The sequence below is a fragment of the Flexithrix dorotheae DSM 6795 genome (genome assembly GCF_000379765.1).
In the GTDB taxonomy this organism is placed as follows: domain Bacteria; phylum Bacteroidota; class Bacteroidia; order Cytophagales; family Flammeovirgaceae; genus Flexithrix; species Flexithrix dorotheae.
In genome coordinates this window covers 22,126-41,934 of record NZ_KB903464.1, presented here as the reverse complement: position 1 = coordinate 41,934, position 19,809 = coordinate 22,126, and the positions used below count along the sequence as shown (strand labels likewise).

Annotated in this window: 17 protein-coding genes; 2 read left to right on the top strand and 15 right to left on the bottom strand. The window is 37.7% G+C overall.

The window, feature by feature from the left end; translation table 11 throughout:
- The first annotated feature begins 202 nt into the window (after nt 1–202).
- Complete coding sequence (locus A3EM_RS0126755; protein WP_020531320.1) at nt 203–760, top strand: DinB family protein; 558 nt, start codon at nt 203–205, stop codon at nt 758–760.
- 66 nt (nt 761–826) lie between these two features.
- Here A3EM_RS0126755 and A3EM_RS0126750 read toward each other — a convergent pair whose 3' ends face one another.
- From A3EM_RS0126750 to A3EM_RS0126725, 6 genes are all read right to left on the bottom strand, one after another.
- Nucleotides 827–1,552 (bottom strand): LytR/AlgR family response regulator transcription factor, encoded by a 726-nt coding sequence (locus A3EM_RS0126750; RefSeq protein ID WP_020531319.1) that lies wholly within the window; start codon nt 1,550–1,552, stop codon nt 827–829.
- Nucleotides 1,549–2,640 (bottom strand): sensor histidine kinase, encoded by a 1,092-nt coding sequence (locus tag A3EM_RS0126745; RefSeq protein WP_020531318.1) that lies wholly within the window; start codon nt 2,638–2,640, stop codon nt 1,549–1,551. Before A3EM_RS0126745 ends, A3EM_RS0126750 begins: the two co-directional genes overlap by 4 nt.
- A 325-nt stretch (nt 2,641–2,965) precedes the next feature.
- The gene (locus tag A3EM_RS0126740; protein WP_020531317.1) at nt 2,966–4,186 is read right to left on the bottom strand and encodes an ABC transporter permease; all 1,221 of its coding nucleotides are present in this window, start codon (nt 4,184–4,186) and stop codon (nt 2,966–2,968) included.
- Nucleotides 4,183–4,929 (bottom strand): ABC transporter ATP-binding protein, encoded by a 747-nt coding sequence (locus A3EM_RS0126735; RefSeq protein ID WP_020531316.1) that lies wholly within the window; start codon nt 4,927–4,929, stop codon nt 4,183–4,185. The genes A3EM_RS0126740 and A3EM_RS0126735 overlap by 4 nt, the downstream gene beginning before the upstream one ends.
- A 33-nt stretch (nt 4,930–4,962) precedes the next feature.
- On the bottom strand, nt 4,963–6,249 hold the full coding sequence (locus tag A3EM_RS0126730; RefSeq protein ID WP_020531315.1) for an efflux RND transporter periplasmic adaptor subunit: 1,287 nt from the start codon (nt 6,247–6,249) through the stop codon (nt 4,963–4,965).
- A 9-nt stretch (nt 6,250–6,258) separates the two neighbouring features.
- On the bottom strand, nt 6,259–7,608 hold the full coding sequence (locus tag A3EM_RS0126725) for a TolC family protein (protein ID WP_020531314.1): 1,350 nt from the start codon (nt 7,606–7,608) through the stop codon (nt 6,259–6,261).
- A 516-nt stretch (nt 7,609–8,124) separates the two neighbouring features.
- On the opposite strand from A3EM_RS0126725, the gene A3EM_RS0126720 reads away from it, so the two are divergent.
- On the top strand, nt 8,125–9,567 hold the full coding sequence (locus A3EM_RS0126720) for a S41 family peptidase (protein WP_020531313.1): 1,443 nt from the start codon (nt 8,125–8,127) through the stop codon (nt 9,565–9,567).
- Nucleotides 9,568–9,747: 180 nt separating this feature from the next.
- Here A3EM_RS0126720 and A3EM_RS0126715 read toward each other — a convergent pair whose 3' ends face one another.
- The 9 genes from A3EM_RS0126715 to A3EM_RS0126675 form a co-directional block, all read right to left on the bottom strand.
- A complete protein-coding gene (locus tag A3EM_RS0126715; RefSeq protein WP_157638107.1) occupies nt 9,748–10,968 on the bottom strand; it encodes a hypothetical protein in 1,221 nt (406 codons plus the stop codon).
- 443 nt (nt 10,969–11,411) lie between these two features.
- Nucleotides 11,412–12,338, bottom strand: coding sequence for a universal stress protein (locus tag A3EM_RS0126710; protein WP_020531311.1), 927 nt, complete (start codon nt 12,336–12,338; stop codon nt 11,412–11,414).
- Between the two features lie 27 nt (nt 12,339–12,365).
- The gene (locus tag A3EM_RS0126705; RefSeq protein WP_020531310.1) at nt 12,366–12,818 is read right to left on the bottom strand and encodes a V-type sodium ATP synthase subunit K; all 453 of its coding nucleotides are present in this window, start codon (nt 12,816–12,818) and stop codon (nt 12,366–12,368) included.
- A gap of 6 nt (nt 12,819–12,824) precedes the next feature.
- Nucleotides 12,825–14,657 (bottom strand): V-type ATP synthase subunit I, encoded by a 1,833-nt coding sequence (locus A3EM_RS0126700; RefSeq protein ID WP_020531309.1) that lies wholly within the window; start codon nt 14,655–14,657, stop codon nt 12,825–12,827.
- Nucleotides 14,654–15,247 (bottom strand): V-type ATP synthase subunit D, encoded by a 594-nt coding sequence (locus tag A3EM_RS0126695; protein ID WP_020531308.1) that lies wholly within the window; start codon nt 15,245–15,247, stop codon nt 14,654–14,656. The genes A3EM_RS0126700 and A3EM_RS0126695 overlap by 4 nt, the downstream gene beginning before the upstream one ends.
- Entirely contained in the window at nt 15,225–16,598 is a 1,374-nt protein-coding gene (locus A3EM_RS0126690; RefSeq protein ID WP_020531307.1) for a V-type ATP synthase subunit B, read from the bottom strand. Before A3EM_RS0126690 ends, A3EM_RS0126695 begins: the two co-directional genes overlap by 23 nt.
- 2 nt (nt 16,599–16,600) lie before the next feature.
- The gene (locus A3EM_RS0126685; protein ID WP_020531306.1) at nt 16,601–18,364 is read right to left on the bottom strand and encodes a V-type ATP synthase subunit A; all 1,764 of its coding nucleotides are present in this window, start codon (nt 18,362–18,364) and stop codon (nt 16,601–16,603) included.
- Nucleotides 18,361–19,191, bottom strand: coding sequence for a DUF2764 family protein (locus tag A3EM_RS0126680; protein ID WP_020531305.1), 831 nt, complete (start codon nt 19,189–19,191; stop codon nt 18,361–18,363). The genes A3EM_RS0126685 and A3EM_RS0126680 overlap by 4 nt, the downstream gene beginning before the upstream one ends.
- On the bottom strand, nt 19,188–19,802 hold the full coding sequence (locus tag A3EM_RS0126675; RefSeq protein WP_020531304.1) for a V-type ATP synthase subunit E: 615 nt from the start codon (nt 19,800–19,802) through the stop codon (nt 19,188–19,190). Before A3EM_RS0126675 ends, A3EM_RS0126680 begins: the two co-directional genes overlap by 4 nt.
- Nucleotides 19,803–19,809: the final 7 nt, after the last annotated feature.

Here is a 19,809-nt window from a genome sequence, read left to right as displayed (position 1 = left end):
TCTTATTTCTTTTAAGGATATTGCCATTGTTTATTTTTTATCCCAAAGATAACAACTATTGAGTATCAAGCAATTACACCAGAACATCTCTAATGTTATGGCACTTAAAAATAAGACGACAATAACCATGGTAGTTTTTGAATGGTAAACCTCAAAAGGATTATATTTAATCTAACTAAAAAAAAACTGAAAATCCTTCGACATGGAAAATTGGAGTAAACAAATAGATAGGATTACGCAAAAATTTTCTGAAACTTTTGGAAAGCTAAGTATAGAAGAACTGAATTGGAAACCAGGCCCCGAAAAATGGAGTATTGCGCAAAATATTGATCACTTAATCCTCATTAATCAGACTTACTTTCCCATAATTGATTCAATCGGGAAAGGAACTTATAAAACTCCATTTTTGGCCAAATTTGGATTTATAATTTCATTTTTTGGCCAAACAGTATTAAAGGCTGTTCAGCCTGATAGAAGAAAGAAGATGAAAACCTTTCCCATATGGGAACCCTCTAAAAGCGAAATACCAAGTGGAATCCTTGATAGGTTCAAAACACATCAATCGGAACTGAAAAAAATAATGGAAAATTCTAAGGATTTGGTGGAAAAAGGAGTGGTAATTTCATCCCCTGCCAATAAAAACATTGTTTACAAATTAGGAAAAGCCTTTGAAATAATTGTGACACATGAACAAAGACACTTTGAACAGTCAAGGGAAATTTATAAGGTGATGAAAAAAGAAAACCAGAGAGAGTATTAAGTCTTTTTCAAAGCCTTCTACTCACCTATTGACTGAAATAATTATTTTATGGAAAGTGCTTACATATTATTCAAGAAATTTACTTTTCACATATTCATGAAACTTTTCCTTATACTTTTCAGCCACAGGAATATGGGTATCTCCAAAAATAATTACATTCCGCTGAATGGATTCAATTTTATTGAGGTTCACAATAAAAGATCGGTGTACCCTCATAAACTGATCTTCGGGTAATTTTTCTTCCAGTGTTTTCAGGCTCATCAGTGATAATATGGGTTTATCATTATTTACCTGATAAAATTTCACATAATCTTTTAGGCCCTGCACATAAAGGAGGTGATCGAATTCAATTTTTAAAAGTTTATATTCTGATTTCACAAAAAGGCTTCTTTCCGTGTGCGGAGCCACTACCGAAGGCTGGCTGGCTTTTTCATTTAAATCGAACCAGTCTTTTGCCCTATTGGCCGCTATCAGAAACTCCTGATAACTTATAGGCTTTAACAAGTAATCCAGTGCTTTTACCTTAAACCCTTCCAAAGCGTATTGTTCGAAAGCTGTGGTAAAAATAACTTTAATATTTTCCGGAAGGGTTTGGGAAAATTTAATACCTGAAATTTCCGGCATTTGAATATCAAGAAACAATAAATCAACCTTTTCCTTTTCCAATGCCTGCATAGCTTCAATTACGCCAAGGCATTTTCCTTTTAAATTTAGAAAAGGGGTTTTTCGGACATAATTCTCAAGAATATCCAGGGCTAAGGGTTCATCATCTACTATCAGGCAATTGATCATAATTGTAGTGTTAGGGTACATTCAAAATATTTATCTTCCTGATGAATGGTAAAAGTATGGTTTTCCGGATAAAGAAGTTTTAGCCTTTTCCTTAAATTGACCAGGCCTATACCAGATCCACTTCTGTCTTCATCGCTTTTGGGGAAGGCGGTATTTTTAACATAAAATTCCAATTTTTTTTCTCTGCTAAGATTCATCTCCATTTCAATTTCCGAAGGTGCATTCAGGTTTACTCCATGTTTGAATGCATTTTCTATTAGAGAAATAAAAAGCAAAGGGGCTATTTCACAATCAACATTATTTTTTGGAAATGCATAATGCACGGAAACATTTGTCATTAGCCGCAAACGCATCAGGTCGATATAGTGATGCATAAATTCAATTTCTTTGCTTAATGGAACCAGTTTTTCATTACTATCATAAAGCAGATACCGCATTAATTTACTGAGTTGATGAACAGCATCCTGTGCCTTTTCCTGATTCTGTATGATTAATCCGTAAATATTATTTAGGGTATTGAAAAGAAAATGTGGATTAAGTTGATTTTTTAGGTGAAGTAATTCTGATTTTAAGTGTTCCTTTTCCAATTCTTTCCGTAAATGTTCCGAATGAAACCATTTGGAGGTAATTTTAATCGCCACGGTCACACCAGTAGTCATCATAAATGCTAAAAATAGCCTCAAAAACACCTCAATAAAACTTGGTCCCGGCCTTCTGTCCATTTCCTGGAGACTTTCGGTGGCCTGATCAATTTTCTGAAAATTAAAATCTCTGAAATATTCTAAAATAAAAATACAGCAAATGTACAGACCTATATTTACCAGCAAAAAAGCCCATATTTTTTTGGTAAATACAAATTTTCTAATTAGAAAAAAGTAATTGATGTAAAAAATTAAAGCAAAAAATATAGGAGGTCTGAATTCTCTAAAGAGGTCACTAAGTGTTTTTGGAGATCGAAAATTGGATAGAAAAGGCATATAAAATATAATACCCCAAACCAGAATATGCATCAGAATCAGTAGGTATCTCTGCTTTTTTTTATCCTTATCTCCATTTGCGAAACTACTTGGTTTTATTCTGGCATTCATGGTGTTGAAGCTTTTTATTTTATTTAATCAGTTGTGACCTCCTACTGAGATAACAGCCTTAGACTGGTGTTTCTCTTTGAAAATTCTTTCCTGTAAACTACTACCCTTTCAGGAAATTTCCCCCTCCATTTTACCCAATTGGGAAGAGGATTATTTGCCCTTTCCAGTTACAACTAAAGACCTGCAAAATTGATGAAAGTCTGCCAGAAATGCTTCTCGTAACAGAAAATTATATCTTTTTTCTGGCAATAGTTTTTGAAAAGCGTTTTAGCTTAAATAATCATCCTTTCTTTATAAGCGTCATAATATACTTAAAAACATCATTTCATTCATATCGAAGTGCTACAATTGGATCAAGACCGGCAGCTTTTCGTGCTGGGTACCATCCAAAAAAGATTCCGGTAATCGCACAAACCAGGAAAGATATAATAATAGATTCTGAAGTTACGGATGTCGGCCACCTCAGATAGGTGGAAACACCTAATGTACTGCCAATTCCCAATAATACCCCAATTAAACCACCGGTAACACTTATCAAAATGGCTTCCACCAAAAACTGCATCAAAATGTCAACCCCTCTTCCTCCAATGGCCATTCTTAGCCCGATCTCCCGGGTCCGTTCAGTTACGGAAACATACATGATATTCATGATTCCAATCCCACCTACCACAAGGGAAATACTGGCAATAGCCACCAATAAGACAGTGAGAATTGCCGTAGTTGAACTAAATGTGGAAATCAATTCCTGCTGTGACCGTACATGAAAATCGTCCTCATCATCCGCTTTGAGATTGTGTGATACCCTTAAAATATCTGACAATTCTTCCACTGCCTCATCAGCTATTTCCTCACTTTTTGCAGAGGCAACTATTGACCGAAGGTGTTCTGAAGCCAGTATCCTTTTCTGAACAGTAGTATAAGGAGCCAGTATAATATCATCCTGGTCCTGCCCAAAGGTATTGGTACCTTTTTCCTTTAACACTCCTATTATTTTAAATGGAATACGATCGAACCGAATGGTTTGCCCCACCGGATCTGTGCCATCTCCAAAGAGGTTTTCTACAATAGTTTGCCCAATAACTGCAACTTTTGCTGCCATCTTAATATCATTTTCGGTAAACATCACACCACTGGCTATTTCCAGCTTACGGATAGCTGTATAATTTTCGCCTACTCCATAAATAGAAGTAGGCCAGTTGTTTGAACCAAAAATAGCCTGCCCTCCCCCATTCACCTGTGGGGAAATATAGGAGATGGTAGTACTTTTAGTTTGTAAAGCTTTTAAATCGGTTAGAGTAAGAGATTGTGATTCACTGTTGTCCCGCCTTACCCCACCGCGGAAATCGCTTCCAGGCATGATTGATAGCATGTTAGATCCCATGCTTGAGATCTGATTTCGGATACTTTGTTTGGATCCTTCCCCTATAGCCATCATGGCTATTACTGAGGCTACTCCAATTATAATTCCAAGCATAGTAAGAAATGCCCTTGTTTTATTTCGCTGAAGTGCCTTCCAGGCAATTTTAATCAGGTTTATAGTTTTCATAACTCTTCTTCTAAAGGTAATTTTTGTAAAGCTTCAGCAGCAATATTAATATTGTCTACCGGGTTGTCTTTGATTATATGGCCATCCCTCAGTACTATCGTTCGGTTACTAAATAAGGCTATATCAGGTTCGTGAGTTACAAAAGCAATGGTTTTACCTCTGTTGTTTAAATCCTGGAAAAGTGCCATGATCTCATAAGAAGTCCGGGTATCCAGGTTTCCGGTTGCTTCATCCGCCAGGATTACAACCGGGTCATTTACAATTGCCCTGGCAATGGCAACCCTTTGTTGCTGCCCACCGGAAAGCTGACTTGGTGTATGATCCATTCTATCTGCCAAACCAACTAAGTTTAATGCATTTTCTGCACGTTCTTTTCTTTCTTTTGATGAAACTGTTTTGTTATAATACAAGGGAAGTTCCACATTTTCTATGGCAGTCGTTCTGGGCAGGAGGTTATAGGATTGAAAAATAAATCCAATTTTTTCATTCCGCAATTTAGCTAATGCATTTTTACTTAAATTCTTCACTGCTACCTGATCCAATTCATAAATCCCGGATGTAGGTTGGTCCAGGCAACCCAAAATATTCAGAAGGGTCGATTTTCCAGAACCACTTGTACCCATAATGGTTACAAATTCTCCCTGAGTAACGGAAAAGGAAATCCCCTTAAGCGCTCTTACCGTTTCATTTCCTATAAGAAATTCTCTTTTGATTTCTTCTATTTTAATGATGGTTTTATCCATGATTTTGAGAAATTATTAGATTCTTCATATTTCCTATTTCTTCCTGTTACTCCCTGGTCTTTGGGGCATAAATGGGCTGGAGGGTTCCCCCATTTCTCCTTCTCCTCTCTCTCTTGGAGGATCGGATATTTCCATTGCATATACTACCTCATCTCCCTCTGCCAAACCTTCAATAATCTGTACCTGAACTCCATCACTTTCCCCAATTACAATTTTTTGCGGCCGAATATCATCATCATTTTTTATCCAAACTATTTTTTCATTCTCCGATAGTTCACCCCGAGGATGGTTTTCCTTAAATTTTGGAGGCATACCCACTGGCACCATATTGTTGTTTTCAGGATTTTGAGCTTCAGCCAGGTTGGTTTTACCATCTTCCTGAAAGTTGGACATATAAGCCCTCAAAATTTGCCGGTCGGGTTCAAATCTTAAAGCCTTGGCTTGCAAAGTAAGTACATCAGATAATTCCAAAGTATAGGCAGAAATACTGGCCGTTAAACCCGGCATCAGTTTTAAATCAGGATTTTCGGCTTTTATAATTACCGTATATGTAATGACATTGGATTCTTCTATAGGTTCCAGTCTTACTTGAGTAATAGTACCGGAGAATTCATCATCTGGATAGGCATCTACCGAAAAGATCACCCTTTGACCTACTTTCACCTGACCGATATCGGCTTCGTCCACTGCAGCTTCTACCTGCATTTGTTTCAAGTCCTGAGCAATGGTAAATAGCGTTGGGGTACTGTAGCTTGCCGCTACAGTTTGCCCCTCGTCTACTGAACGAGACAAAACTACTCCATCAATTGGTGAATAAATGTTGGCATATCCCAAATTGGTTTTTGCCCGGCTGACATCGGATTTCCGTTGGGCTACAACCCCCTTGGAATTATTTAATTTGTATTCAGCCTCTTCATAATCCACCTGACTCACCTTCTTACTTTGATAGAGTTTTGCTATTCTGTCAAAGTTTTTCTGGAGGTAATTCTGCTCATTCAAAGCGGTGTTTAATGAAGCATTCGCTTCTTCAAGTGTTGCGCTTAAATTGGTCTTATCCAATTCAGCGAGTAGTTGTCCGGACTTCACTTTAGAATTATAATCCACATAAATTTTCTGGATTACCCCGGACACCTGTGTACCCACCTCTACCTGTGTTAGGGGTTCGATGGTTCCTGTTGCCGTAATGATATGATTAATCGTACCTTTCACAGCTTTTACCGTTTCCACTTTCACCTGTTGGTCTTCCTCCTTTAGAATAAAGAAGTAGGTGGCTAATCCTGCTGCCAGAAATAGGCAGGCATAAAGGGTGATTTTTTTCATCTCAATAAATTATAATTTAATAGGTTCTCCCTGATAAAATTGAAGCAATTCGAAATATAACAGGGTGGTATATTTCGTTTGCAGGTATTTTTGTTGGGCTGTCAAATAGTTATTTTGGTCAATCAGTAATTCAGTTGTATTGATTAATCCAAGCTCATATTGTTCCTGGGAAAGATCATATGAAACCTTTGCAGCTTCCACTTGAATTTTTGCAGCGTCCATCTCTCCTTGTGCTCCTGTTGCGCTTTGATGAGCACTTTCCACTTTTCTGTATACTTCCTTTTTGGTAGCAATCCTGTCTAAGTTGGCAGATTCCATCGCAATTTTTGCCAATTGCACATTGGATTTGTTTTTAAGATTTGAAAAGATGGGAATGCTAAGTGAAAGCCCGATTCCCTGATTAAAATTATTATCCAGTTGTTCGGAAAAAGTATACGGTTGTGTGCTGGTAAAACCCGAGGAGAGTCTGCCAACTAATGCCAAAGTAGGTTGATATCCCGCCTTGGCAATTTTAAGGTCAATTGAAGAAATATCCATTTGCATCTGGCTTGCTTTTATCTCTGGAAGAAATTCTAATGATCGCTGATAAACCTCCATTTTATCAGGAATTAGCACCTTTACTTCAAGGTCTGATGCAGGAAATGAGGGTTCAAACTCTTGTCCAGGCTCGAGTTCCAATAATTGCTTTAAAGTTAAAACTTGCTGGTCGTAGGCATTTTGTGCAGAGACCATGGCATATTGATCTGAAGCATATTGAGATTGAATATCTGCAAGATCTTTGGCTGCTACAGAACCGGCATCGTATAGCGCCTGAGTTTGTTCCAATTGTCTGGCCGAGGCATTAAGATTATGATCGGCAATTTCAATACCTTCCCGGTAATAAAGTGTAAGCAAAAATGCTTTAGTAACCTCCAAGGTGATATTGTTTTTGGACTCCTCTACAAACAGAGAATTTTGTTCCACCAGCATTTTATTTTGTTTTATCTGATTATTGATTTTATTTCCACCGTAGAGTGTCATTTGGGCATTTATACCCAAACTGGTGGAATGAATTTTTTGGGAAAGAAAATCACTGGTGATAGGATCTATACTTGTTCCTCGTGTAAGGTTCTGACTAGCTGTAGCACTCAGGCTAGGTAACCAGGCTGCCTTGGATTGCTCCAGATTTACATCACTACTTTGCTGAGCCATTTCCACCTGCTTCACGGTGATATTATTGGCAATGGCGTAGGATATACAATTGCTTAAATCCCATTTTAAGGGAACGGTCGGCTCCTGATTTACCTGTCCAAAACTTTGGAAACAGCTTGTAATCATCAAGAAAGAAATAATCAGATGATTATATGATAAATTTTTCATAGTCATTTGCTTTTATGAAAGCTAAATAAATGACTGTAACTCAATTTATATTATGCACATAGACGTTCAGAGGAATTGTATAGAAGAACCCGGCAATTTTTCAGATTTTTTCAAATTTGGGTAGGGTAATTAAATCATTGATGGTAATTGAATTGATTGGAAACGAATTACCGAACAGGGAATAAATCCATAAAAAACAATTACCCTGGCTGATTATTCAGGAAATAATATATTTATCAACTGTAAATCGAAAGGTTAAGCTTCTAAAAAAACAGTTTTAAGGGCTAACCTTACTTTTTTAAACCATTTCCTGAAACAGAAAAATCACCCGTTTGTATAGAATTTTACCCTGATTGTAGATTTAATTCGCTTCCTCAAAAATCAAATTATAACTATGCAAAGCTTTTCACTCCAATATCCAATTGAGCATAGATTTCTATCCATGTAAAGGAGGGAAATCCTAAACATAACTGGAATAGAAAAGTTTCCTGTTTTTTTAACCAGAAAAATTTACTTATGAAAACCAGCCAGATTAACCAACTTTGCGTATTATTTTTAACTTTTTCAGTTTTAATATTATCCTGTTCAGATATAGAAGAGGAGGAAGTTTCTCCGGATAATGATGAAGCTACACCCAGCTCATCATATGCTGAAACTAATGATTGGATTCTGAGGAATATGGAGTACTACTACTTCTGGAACGATGAAATACCGTTAAGTCCTGATTTAACCCTGCAACCCATCTCCTTTTTCGAATCCTTACTTTACACTTTTAATGAAACAAGTAATCCGGAAGGAGATCGCTTTTCATTTATTAGTGAAGATGCAGACGAATTATTAGCATCGTTTAATGGAGAAGAAACAACTACCGGAATGGAATTTAACCTGTATTATAAGAATGAAACCGGGAGTGAAATAATTGGACAGGTGATCTATACCATCCCCGAATCTCCTGCAGCTCTTATGGGAATCACCAGGGGGGATATTTTCACCAAAGTGGATGGCCAAACCTTAACAGATCAAAATTATATTGATTTGCTCTACAACAATAACGATCTAACTCTCACCATGGCCGTATTTAAGGAAAACGAATATGTAGCATTGGATGAAACCATAAATATTTATAAGACATTAGTTCAGGAAAATCCAATTTTTATGGATAGCATTTATGTGCAAAATGGGGTTAAAATCGGATACATTGTCTATAACCAGTTTATCCCTGGACCAAATGGCAGTGAAAGTGAACAATATGATGAAGAACTGAATGAGATTTTCAGTAGATTCAAATCATCAGGAGTAACGGAACTCATTGTAGATTTGCGGTATAACCCAGGAGGATATGTGACTTCAGCCATAAATTTAGCAAGTTTAATCGGAATAGGTGTAAGTTCAAATGACCTGTTTATCAGAGAAGAATATAACAGTACCCTTCAAAATCAGCTTGAAAGAGCTTATGGGGAAGATTACTTTAATGAAAACTTTTATAGCCGAACAGGAAATATTGGTAACCAACTCAGCAGGGTATATTTTCTAGTGACAAATGCCTCTGCCTCATCAAGTGAATTGGTTATTAATGGTTTGAAACCATATATGGATGTCTACCTGATTGGGGAAACAACTTATGGTAAAAATGTGGGATCAATTACCATTACGGATGAAACAGGAGATATTGATTATGCCCTACAACCAATTATCATGAAGGCTTATAACAGTTTGGGAAATTCTGATTATTCGGCAGGGTTTATTCCCGATGTTGAAATTTCAGAATCCAGGGAATTTGTTCCTTTTGGAAATATTTATGATCCATTATTGGGAACTGCCTTAGCTGTAATTAGTGGTTCTTCAGCAAGAATTGCTGCAATAAGCGATTTTGAGGCACCAAAACTTCTAAATTCTACCATATCAAGAAAAAAAGTCACCTTAAAACTTCAACCTGGCATTGGATTGAATCAACAATAGCCACAGGGTGAAGCTCAGTAGGTAAAACTGATAATTTAGAAAACAAGTATCTTTTGGGATTATGTGGAAAACGGAATTAAGGTAAAACTTAAATTCCACTTTAATCCCAAAGATTCTTTTCAAAATTTATCATAGGGCTTAGGTCTGTTAAGTTGAAAAAACACATTGAAGAAAAGCCGACTATTCTACCTGAAAAGTTATTTTCATATGATTCCACAAATAATGTGTAGTCCAACTATCTTTGGCATCAGACCATATTAAATACATGGTTTTTCCATCATCTTCAATCCATTTTGGACTAAGTTTTAATTGATAAGCTCTATCCTTATTACTAATGGGGTAAAAGAAAGGTTCATAGAAAATTTGATTCCAGGGCCCCCAGGGGTGCTCTGCATACCAAAAACCTATACTACAGGTTTCATCATGCATATAATCGTTCCAGTAGTTCCCTGGAAGACTTCCCCTTGTCCGACCAAATCTGGAGCCATAATTTACCATAATATAATAGCCAAGATTTTCATTCCACACCACACTAGGTTGCCATGAATACCAGCCCCAATCATTATCATTTGGAAATTCGTAAATAACACCCCTGTTTTTTATTTGGGAAGTCCATGCTGGATGATGATCCTCATCAAATCCCGCAAAATACTCATAGGATTTTTTAAATCTTATGCTATCCTTTTTAACTCTTGCCAAGTTTAGTTTCCAAGATTCAGCGGGTTCCGGGCTGTAGAGATAAATATAAGGGTCACCAATTTTATCGGCATGAGCATTATCCTGGCCATTTTGGCAAAATGAAATCCAGGAAAATGCATATCCTTCTACACTATCTCTTATTACTGGATCTTCATGCCAAAAGAAAACCTTTTCCTCCTGGATATCCCATTGTTCCTTTTTGGCCGGATTTCCATTATGGTTAAACCATGATTTACCAAAATCTTCCGAATAGAATAATTTATTTCCGCGGAAATAATTGAATCCACCAGTTTGTGTAATTGATACGGAGGTATAAAGGATACTATCCACCGAAATAATCCCATAAGCATACCAGCCTCCTTTATATTCATATTTGGGATAACCTTCTGTTAATTCCGTTGCCAGGAAAGAATTAGGATTACCTGCAATCCTTACCGGAACATTATTATATTTTGTACTTCCATTATTAAAACCAAACCCATCATCAAGCATAGTATATACATTATCATCAGCCGCCCATGTTTGGCACCAATTATCACCAGCTTTAAAATCTCCTACGCTTCTAATGGTATTTTTCAATAACCTGACTGAAACAATCTTTTTTTGAGGAGGTTCTGTGAGAGATTGTGAGAATATCTCTTTGAATGGGAACAAACTAACTATTAAACAAACTAATTGAAACAGTAATCTTTTATTTTTCATTCCTTTAATTTTAAATTCAATTAGCACATAAAAATCCCCCAATAAACTTAGCAGTTTATTGTCGTTTTTCCTCTTAATCAATAAAGGGAAATAATTCTCTCTTGGAAATTTAGTGATAATTACCGTTGAATTTTTATGATTTTAAATCAAAATAAATACGCATAATACTTAAATTTAAGTATATTGAAAATTAAAGGTTTTTCAAAACATTATTGGGGAATAATTACATCAATTGAGTGTTTAATAAAATCCATACACAGGCTTTACAGATTTTTTATACCACAAAATTTATTTTAGAATGAAAAAATTAAGCCCAAAGGGATTCTAATTTGATTTCTACTTAATCCTAGCAGGTTATCCAATATTATTAATATTTATTTTTTCAATATCAGTTGTCCCTAAATAGCAAATACGAGTCATCTTCATAGCTTAAACTGACCTGATTAAATTCGCAAAATTGCCTTCAAAAAGTCCATATTTTCACCTTGGTTTTTCACAATAAGGACTGGAATATCAGAATCATGGAAAACTAGTTTTTCAGCACAGGAACCTATTAAAATGGAAGAGGCACGGGTACGTCCTCTGGAACCAATCACAATAAGATCGGTATTGGCGTCAACAGCATGATTGTGTAGTAATACTCCCTTATTGCTATGGGCTTCCAAAATGTAATTACATTTTATATCTGAGGGAAATCCATTCTCACGAAGGAAATTAGCACATTTATTCATGGCATGTCCTTTAATAATTTTTGCAAATTCCTGATAGGATTTCCCAACCTTAGAATAGCCTGTAGGTACGGCATAAATATGCACCAGCTCAATATCATTGAAGGCGTTTTTTACAAATCTTACCCCCTGTTTTATGGACAGAGCTGCATGTCTGGAAAAATCTACCGGTATAAGTACCTTTTTTATAGGCTGGCTGGAGTTTTCAGGTACCAACAAAAGTGAACTTGGACATTTGCGGGCAATTCTACTGGAAACTATCCCTGATCCCTTCAGACTTTTTTTGCGTCCCATCACAATTAAATCTACATGCTTAACTTTAGCCAATTTTAGGATTTTATCAATGGGTTCGCCATCCTTTACCAAACATTCGGTTTCCACTTTAGAATCCTTGAAATATTTATCTACTTTTTGTTTTAAATCCATTTGAATACTCTCATCAAGTGGTGCTAAAAGCGCAGGATATTTTTCCAATACCTCTTTTGGGAGCTCTAATTCTTTGGCCACATACATAAAGAAAACTCGTTCAAGAGGTAAAATTTCACTAATCATAGCTACAAAGCTGATCACATGGTCATCCATTTCGGTTAAATCGAGACCAACAAGTGCTATTTGAAAAGGCCGATATTTAAACGCTTCCATAATATATTGAGTTAGACTTTCCTTAAATTATAAAATTCCTCGGATAAGGAAAAGTGATGCGAATGCAATTATGGCATAAAGCTCTGGAAAAACTGCAAGGATTAAAGCCCTTCCGAAAACATCATTTCCCGATCCAATGCTATCGATACTACTTGCGCATACTTTTCCCTGATACATACCGGAAAAAAGCCCTGCAAGACCAAGTGCCAATCCTCCCCCTAAAATGCCTGCCCCCTGAAGCAAGCTCATTTCCATACTGATAAGATCCTGGAGGATAAAAAAGCCTGCAAATCCATAAAGCCCCTGAGTACCTGGAAGTGCACTAAGTACAATGAATGACCCAAATGATTCGGGTCTTTTTTTAAGTGCACCTAAGGTAGCCTGGGCCCCAACAGCTGTACCCATTGCGCTTCCACAGCCAGCTAAACCTACCAAAAGTCCTATTCCGATAAATGCGAGTGTTAAAGGTAATGCTTCCATGATTTTTTATTCAAAATTTATGTTTTCTTTTCTAAATGGTTGATATGCTTTTCCTCCCCCTTTGAACTGAGCATTGTTGTAAAATTCCACAAATGATAACCTTAGCGGATGAACAAAGGCACCCATCACGGCTATGAAAAAATTAAGGGTATGTCCGAAGATCAAAAACACTATACCCAAAATAATCCCCCACCATCCGCTGTTAAAAATTTCAATACCTATCTGGTTCACCACCAAGCCTAACACTGAAGAGGCTACACCTAAGGCAAATAAGCGAACATAGGACAATACATCACCCAGAATACCAGTGAAAATAAAAAACAAGGGTAAAAAACCATTAGCAGCCCTGATGAGTACTTTCTGATTCAAATCGTGAAAAAACAATACCATCAATATACCGATTAGGAGGAGTGATTTTCTCAAAACCGAGTAGGATTGAATGGATTCAACCCCTTGCATGTCTGCCAGAAATATCCAAATCACACTGGTGACAATCAACAACTTACCCATCTGTGAAATGGCATAAAACCACCCTTCAAATTTAATTTTATTGATAATTGAAATGATTATACCCACCAAAATCTGAACTACCCCAAACATTAGTGCCACATTAAAAGCATTAAACAGGAAAGTTCGATCATCGGGAATGATCACGTATTGCCGCAGAAACTGAAACAATAACCAGGAGTCATGTGCAGTAGTGGGAATACCAAATATGCTTCCTGACTTAATAATTCCCATTACGGTGGTAAACAATCCAAGAATAATTCCCAGTGTAGCCAGGGGTTTCTCATGTTTAAAAAATGTAAACAAGCCCACTACTGAGGCGATTAAAAAAACCAGCCCATACCCGGCATCTCCCAGACAGTAGGCAAACATAATTGGGTAAAAAACCGCAATCAGTGGAGTGAGGTCAAGTTCGTAGTAATTGGGTAATTCGAAGATTTTAGTCAGGGGTTCAAAAAGTTTAGAATAACTCTTGTTGAGCAGCAAAATCGGCACATCACTTTCTGGTCCGGGATCTTCAATAAAATAAGTAAGTTTTCTTTTCTTCAGGAATTTGACCAGTTTGTCTTCCATTCCCTTGGGAAACCAGCCCATCAGGGATAGAATGGAGCCTTCTCCATATGTTTTGTAACTTCCATAAGTAATAGCAAAAGCCAATTTGTTGTCCACATTTATCAATTCCCTCTTTAAATGTGGAATGAATGGGACGTAGGTAGCGATTTCCTGTTCAATCTTTTCATTTTCAGTTTCAATTTTTTCTTCACTGGAGGATATTTCAGAAAGGGATTGATCAGGAACCTTTACCGACTCAAACGGAAGGGAGGCTTTTTCTTTTGTAATCACTACGAAATATACCCTGTTCGCACTTTGGTAAACTTCCTGAACAATATCGGAGCCAAAATTATATTTCTTAAATTCTTTCAGGGTTGCGATGCAAAACTGAACTTCAAGACCATGTGATTTAAGCCGATTAAGTTTTTCAAGGTCTAAATTTCCCCAGGGCAACCGGTGCAACTTTTCTTTTCTCAGGGCTTCTCTTTTTTGCACATTTTCTTCACTCTGGTACTTTAATTCCATTATTTTTTCTACCACATGAGTATTGAAATCAGGAACTATTTCCTGGGCACGGAGCTTTTTTTCAGCATGATCTTCAATAACCTCAATCGCTTTAGTGAGATTATTTTTTCCCCTTTCCAGCTCCTGTACATTTTCATTTCTTAAATTGGAGCTAACTTCTACATCTACGACTCCTATTTTTTGAAGCATATCAGTGACCAATTCTCTTTCACTGTGATGGATTAAAAGGGTAAGTTTTTTGAATGAAGCTATCATGTTGCCCTCCTTTCTTTTCGTTTTTTCACAATCTTCTGAGCGGCTTTGGATATATTTTCCTTATCTTCCAGGAACCGCTTTATTTTTAGTATGGCATCTTCAAAACCGGGAATTTGCACTTTTTCATACAAGTTTACTTTCTGGGTGGTTTTTTTTCTGGCCAGGTCCAATAGTTCAATTTGCTTCTGGAAAATTTCCTGCTTCAGATCAAGTTGGATAAACTCTTTCATCAGCCCAAGTCCGGAAGGAATCCAGGCAGGAAGATTCCACCAGCTTACATCAGCCACTCTAAATTCAACAGGTTTAAACTTAGGAATTTTTACACCAATAAGCCTTTCCTGGGATATTTCATGAGCATTCATAAAAAGGATCTCAGGGAATTCATTCCAAAAGGGAGCAAAATTTTCCATTTTTTGACTGAGCTCCTTCTTTTGGGCTTGAAGTTCCTCCAGATCTCGGGTCAGTTTTTCTACATGAAGCCGCAGTGCAGTTTCCTTATTTTTAAGGATAGGCAATGCTTTTTCTCTTATAGCAAGCTGCCGTTTAAATTGCTGAATAGTGGTCTTATTATAATGAAACTTCAGTGCCATGGCTTGGGGAGTTAACAGGTTCTTTTATTTTCCGCTCATCCCAATATTGATTCAAAAGTTCCTCTTTAATGCCTACCTCAAATTTTTCGAAGTATTTTTTTAAAAGAAACCAACCCGTATCAAGCATTTGCTCTATGGAGAGGTTCACATCCACAGCCAGGAGATCCATTGCATATTCCTTGGCAAATGCCAGGCACCGTTTATCATATTCATTTAAATCAAAACCATTTTCTTTTTTGGTTTTGGCATCCATTGCATCCGCATATAAACGGACAAGAGCATTCATCATCTGTGGGTGATCTTCTCTTGTTTTTTTTCCAATCACATTTTGTTTCAGCCTGGAGAGACTGCGAAACGGGTCAACGATTACTTTGCCGATATCCGTGTCCTTTTTCAGAAATATCTGTCCTTCCGTAATGTACCCGGTGTTGTCGGGAATGGCGTGAGTGATGTCACTTTCATTGAGAGTGGTGACAGCAATGATAGTTATGGAACCTCCATGGGCAAACTGCACAGCTTTTTCGTATATCCCCGCCAGGTCACTGTATAATGAGCCCGGCATGGAATCTTTAGAAGGAATCTGATCCATTTTATTCGCCACAATAGCAAGCGCATCCGCATAAAGGGTCATATCTGTTAGTAGGACAAGTACCTTTTGATTTCTGTCATTGGCGAAATATTCAGCAGCGGTACAAACCATATCCGGAATTAATAACCGCTCCAGAGGTGGGTTTTCTGAGGTATTTATAAAAGATACCACCTTATCCAATACGCCAGCTTCGGTAAAGGTATTTTTAAAGAAAAGGTAATCATCATTGGATAACCCCATTCCACCTAAAATAATTTTATCTGCTTCTGCCCGCATGGCTACCTCAGCCAGTACCTGATTATAAGGCTGGTCCGGATCTGCAAAGAAGGGAATTTTCTGTCCGGTAACCAGGGTATTGTTCAAATCAATTCCTGCAATACCAGTAGCAAGCAAAGTGGAAGGTTTGGAGCGTTTTACTGGATTTACTGCATTGCCCTTTATAATTCGGGCCTCCCCTCGAAGTGCGGGTCCGCCATCAATCGGTTCCCCATAACCATTGAGAATACGACTTGCCAATAAATCACTTACTTTCAGTGTAGGGGGTGCTCCTGCAAATGTCACCTCTGAATGAGAAGAAATCCCTTCGGTACCTGCAAAAACCTGAACAGTGACCATATCATCTACTACACTAATCACCTGAGCTGGCATACCATTCACCCAGGCTAATTCTCCATAGCGTACCCCACTGGCTTTTAATGAACAAGTAGCTTTTGTAATACCTGAAATTCTGGTGTAGATCCGTTTGAAAGCCTTGGTTTTCATGGTTAATTTATTATTTCTTCTTTTATTCCCAATAATTCTTTATCAAGTGATGCTTCGTAATTCCTAAATTGTTTAGTCTCAAAGGCAGTATAATTCATTTGCTTCAGCAAATTGATGAGCTTCTTAAAATAAGTTCCCACCTCTTCAAATTCTGTGAATGGAAAATCCAACTCACAAATGGCCATTACCTTGTTGAGCATGTATTGTTGTCTCTCAATAGGAGAATTCATATCAACATTGTCAAATGAATCTTGCTGAATTAAGGTAAAGTCAATCAGTTCACTTTTCCAAAAAGCAGTATGATATTCTATCGGTACCGCATCATCACCCAGAATGCTGATTTGGTCCCTGGCTTCCAAACCATTTTGAATTAAATTCTTACAACGCTTTACTTTTTCTACCCATCCTTTCTGAATAAGTTCATCTGCATTTCGGACAAATTCAGGGTATTCCAAATACTTTGAGTAAGAGGCCAGAGGATCAATTGCGGGATATCTTTTGGCATCTGCACGTTTTTGGGAAAGCGCGAAAAAACATCTGGCAACTTTACTGGTAGATTCTGTTACGGGCTCTTTAAAATTACCTCCTGCCGGGGAAACCGTTCCAATAAAAGTAACTGAGCCCCATTTGCCATTTTTGAGTTCGGTAAGCCCTGCCCTGCTGTAAAAATTGGCAATAGTGGCGGGAAGTTCAACCGGAAAGGCATCCGGTCCTGGTAATTCTTCCATCCGGTTGGACATTTCACGAAGAGCCTGAGCCCATCGAGAAGTACTGTCGGCCAGCACGAGAACTTTCAGCCCCATACAACGGTAATATTCTGCCAGGGTCATTCCCACATACACCGAAGATTCCCGTGCTGCAACTGGCATATTAGAAGTATTACAAATGATGGTAGTTTTCTCATCCAGTTTCCTGCCTGTCACTTGGTCGGTAAGTTGAGGAAACTCTGTGAAAATTTCAACAACTTCATTGGCGCGTTCCCCACAGGCCACTACAATAAGCACATCCGCCTTGCTATTTTTGGCTATTGATTGCTGAAGTACTGTTTTACCGGTTCCGAAAGGTCCGGGAATATAGCCGGTTCCTCCTTCAGCAATGGGATTGAGTGTATCAATCACCCGTAAGCCGGTTTGCAGGAGTTGGTTAGGTCTAATCTTTTGACGGTAAACATTGATTGCCCGCTTTACCGGCCATTTTTGAACCATGGTAACTATCACCTTTTCTCCTTTTTCCGATGAAAGAACGGCAATCGTATCCTGTATCCTGTAGTCTCCACTATTGACTATCGTTACCACTTTATAGCCCCCTTTCAGAGTAAAAGGGACCATTATCTTATGATCAATCCAGTTTTCTAATACACTTCCCAGCCAGTCACCTGCATAAACCTTATCTCCTACTTTCACCAGAGGATTGAATTTGTAAAAAATATCCTCATCCAAAGGAGCGGTGGACTGCCCAATTTCGATAAAAAGATCACTCATTTTGGTCAGGTCGTTTTGCAGGCCATCGTACTTCTTGGACAGGATGCCTGGCCCTAATTCCACCTCCAGCATTTTACCAGTAAAGTCTACCTGACTGCCAATTTTGATGGTCATGCTTGTTTCAAAAAGCTGGGCCGATACTTGAGCATCTTTCACCCTGATTACTTCAGCAAGTAGGCGTTTGTTTTCAGAATGGATCAGACAAATCTCGTTTTGGGTGACAGCCCCTTCAACCTCAATAAATATAAGGTTGGAAATTACACCAGTTACTTTTCCTGTATTCATATTATAGATGCTTTAGGAGACCTGACATTGTTTCTAATTTTTTGATGTATCTTTAAAAAGCGCTTAGAGCCCTCTTCCCGGTCAAGCAGCGCCCACCGCTCCTTCATAAGTAGTTGAATAGTGTAGGTAAAAACCTCCTCATTGCTAAAAAAGCCTTGTTTTTTTTCTTCTAAAAAGTCCCAAAGAATGCGATCAATGAATAGTGCAATTTTTTGGGGATCATTGTCGGACAATACTGCCATTAGCTTTTCCAGATAGGGATAATCTTTAATCAAGGTAGTGGTTGGTGAACGTGCTGGCCCTATCTGGCCGATTAGTCGCTCCGGATCTTTGATATTTGGACTTGACAAGAATTTAAAAGACTCAAAATTAAAGGCAGCAATAAGGTCTTTCAGTTCTTTATAGAAACTGAAGTACTTTCTAATAAATAAGTTGTTTAGGGCCACCACCTCTTCATAAAACTTAGCCATCAGTGCATCCTCCATTTCCCTCATGGTCATGCTAGGAAACCGGGCTTCATTTTCAGCCAAAAAATCATTTAAAAAATTCGGGAAATTGCTCCTGAAAAACCTGTAATCCTTCATCTCTTCTTCACTAAAAACCGAAGTCCTTTTGGCAGATAGTAAAGGCAGATGATGATATTCATAAAATAAAATTGATAACAGGTTTCGTATATCATTTGGATAAAGCAGGTACCTGAACAACCGGTTATCCTCCAGGGTAAGATTTCGCTGTATCAACTCGAAAGTTTTTTCGAAATCAATGCCCTGTGAATCCATATCATTGGAAAGGTTGGGAAGACCGGCTATCAAATAATAGTAATTCATATGCTTTCCTTAAATAAAAGTTTGTTAGCCTGCTCGGAAAGATATGAACTAAAAATCTCAACGAAATCTTCATCACTGAATGACACTTGAAAATTGTCGGATTTTCTACCAATGCGAAACCCTCTGTTTATGCCATTTTCAAAGGCAATAAAAACATTAGGCATGATTTCCTGAATACTGCGTGCAAAGGAGCCCTTGAGTTTATCTTCCAGTTCAGCGGGAAGGATGAGCACAAAATCTTCCTCAATATTCCATATTTTTACCACCTCTGATATTACAGATTGCAAAAATGCTACATCAGCAAAGGCTTCCTGGGTATTGATTTTAATAATTCTGTCCGAAAGCAGGTTTGCAATTTTTTCCTTCAGGTCACTTAAAAATTGATGGCCTTTAAGTTCCAGTTCATTTTCTACACTTCTTTTAAGCTGAATAGCTTCTAATCTGGCTTGCTCTACAATTGTTTTGGCTTCATTTTGTGCCTGGTTTAAAATTTCCTGTGCTTCAGCTGCTGCCTCCTGAAGTATTTCTTCTGATCTTTTTTCAGCCTTTTCTATACCCTCCTGGTAGATTTGATCAGCCAGTTTATTCAAATTATTAATATTACTTGCCATCGCATGA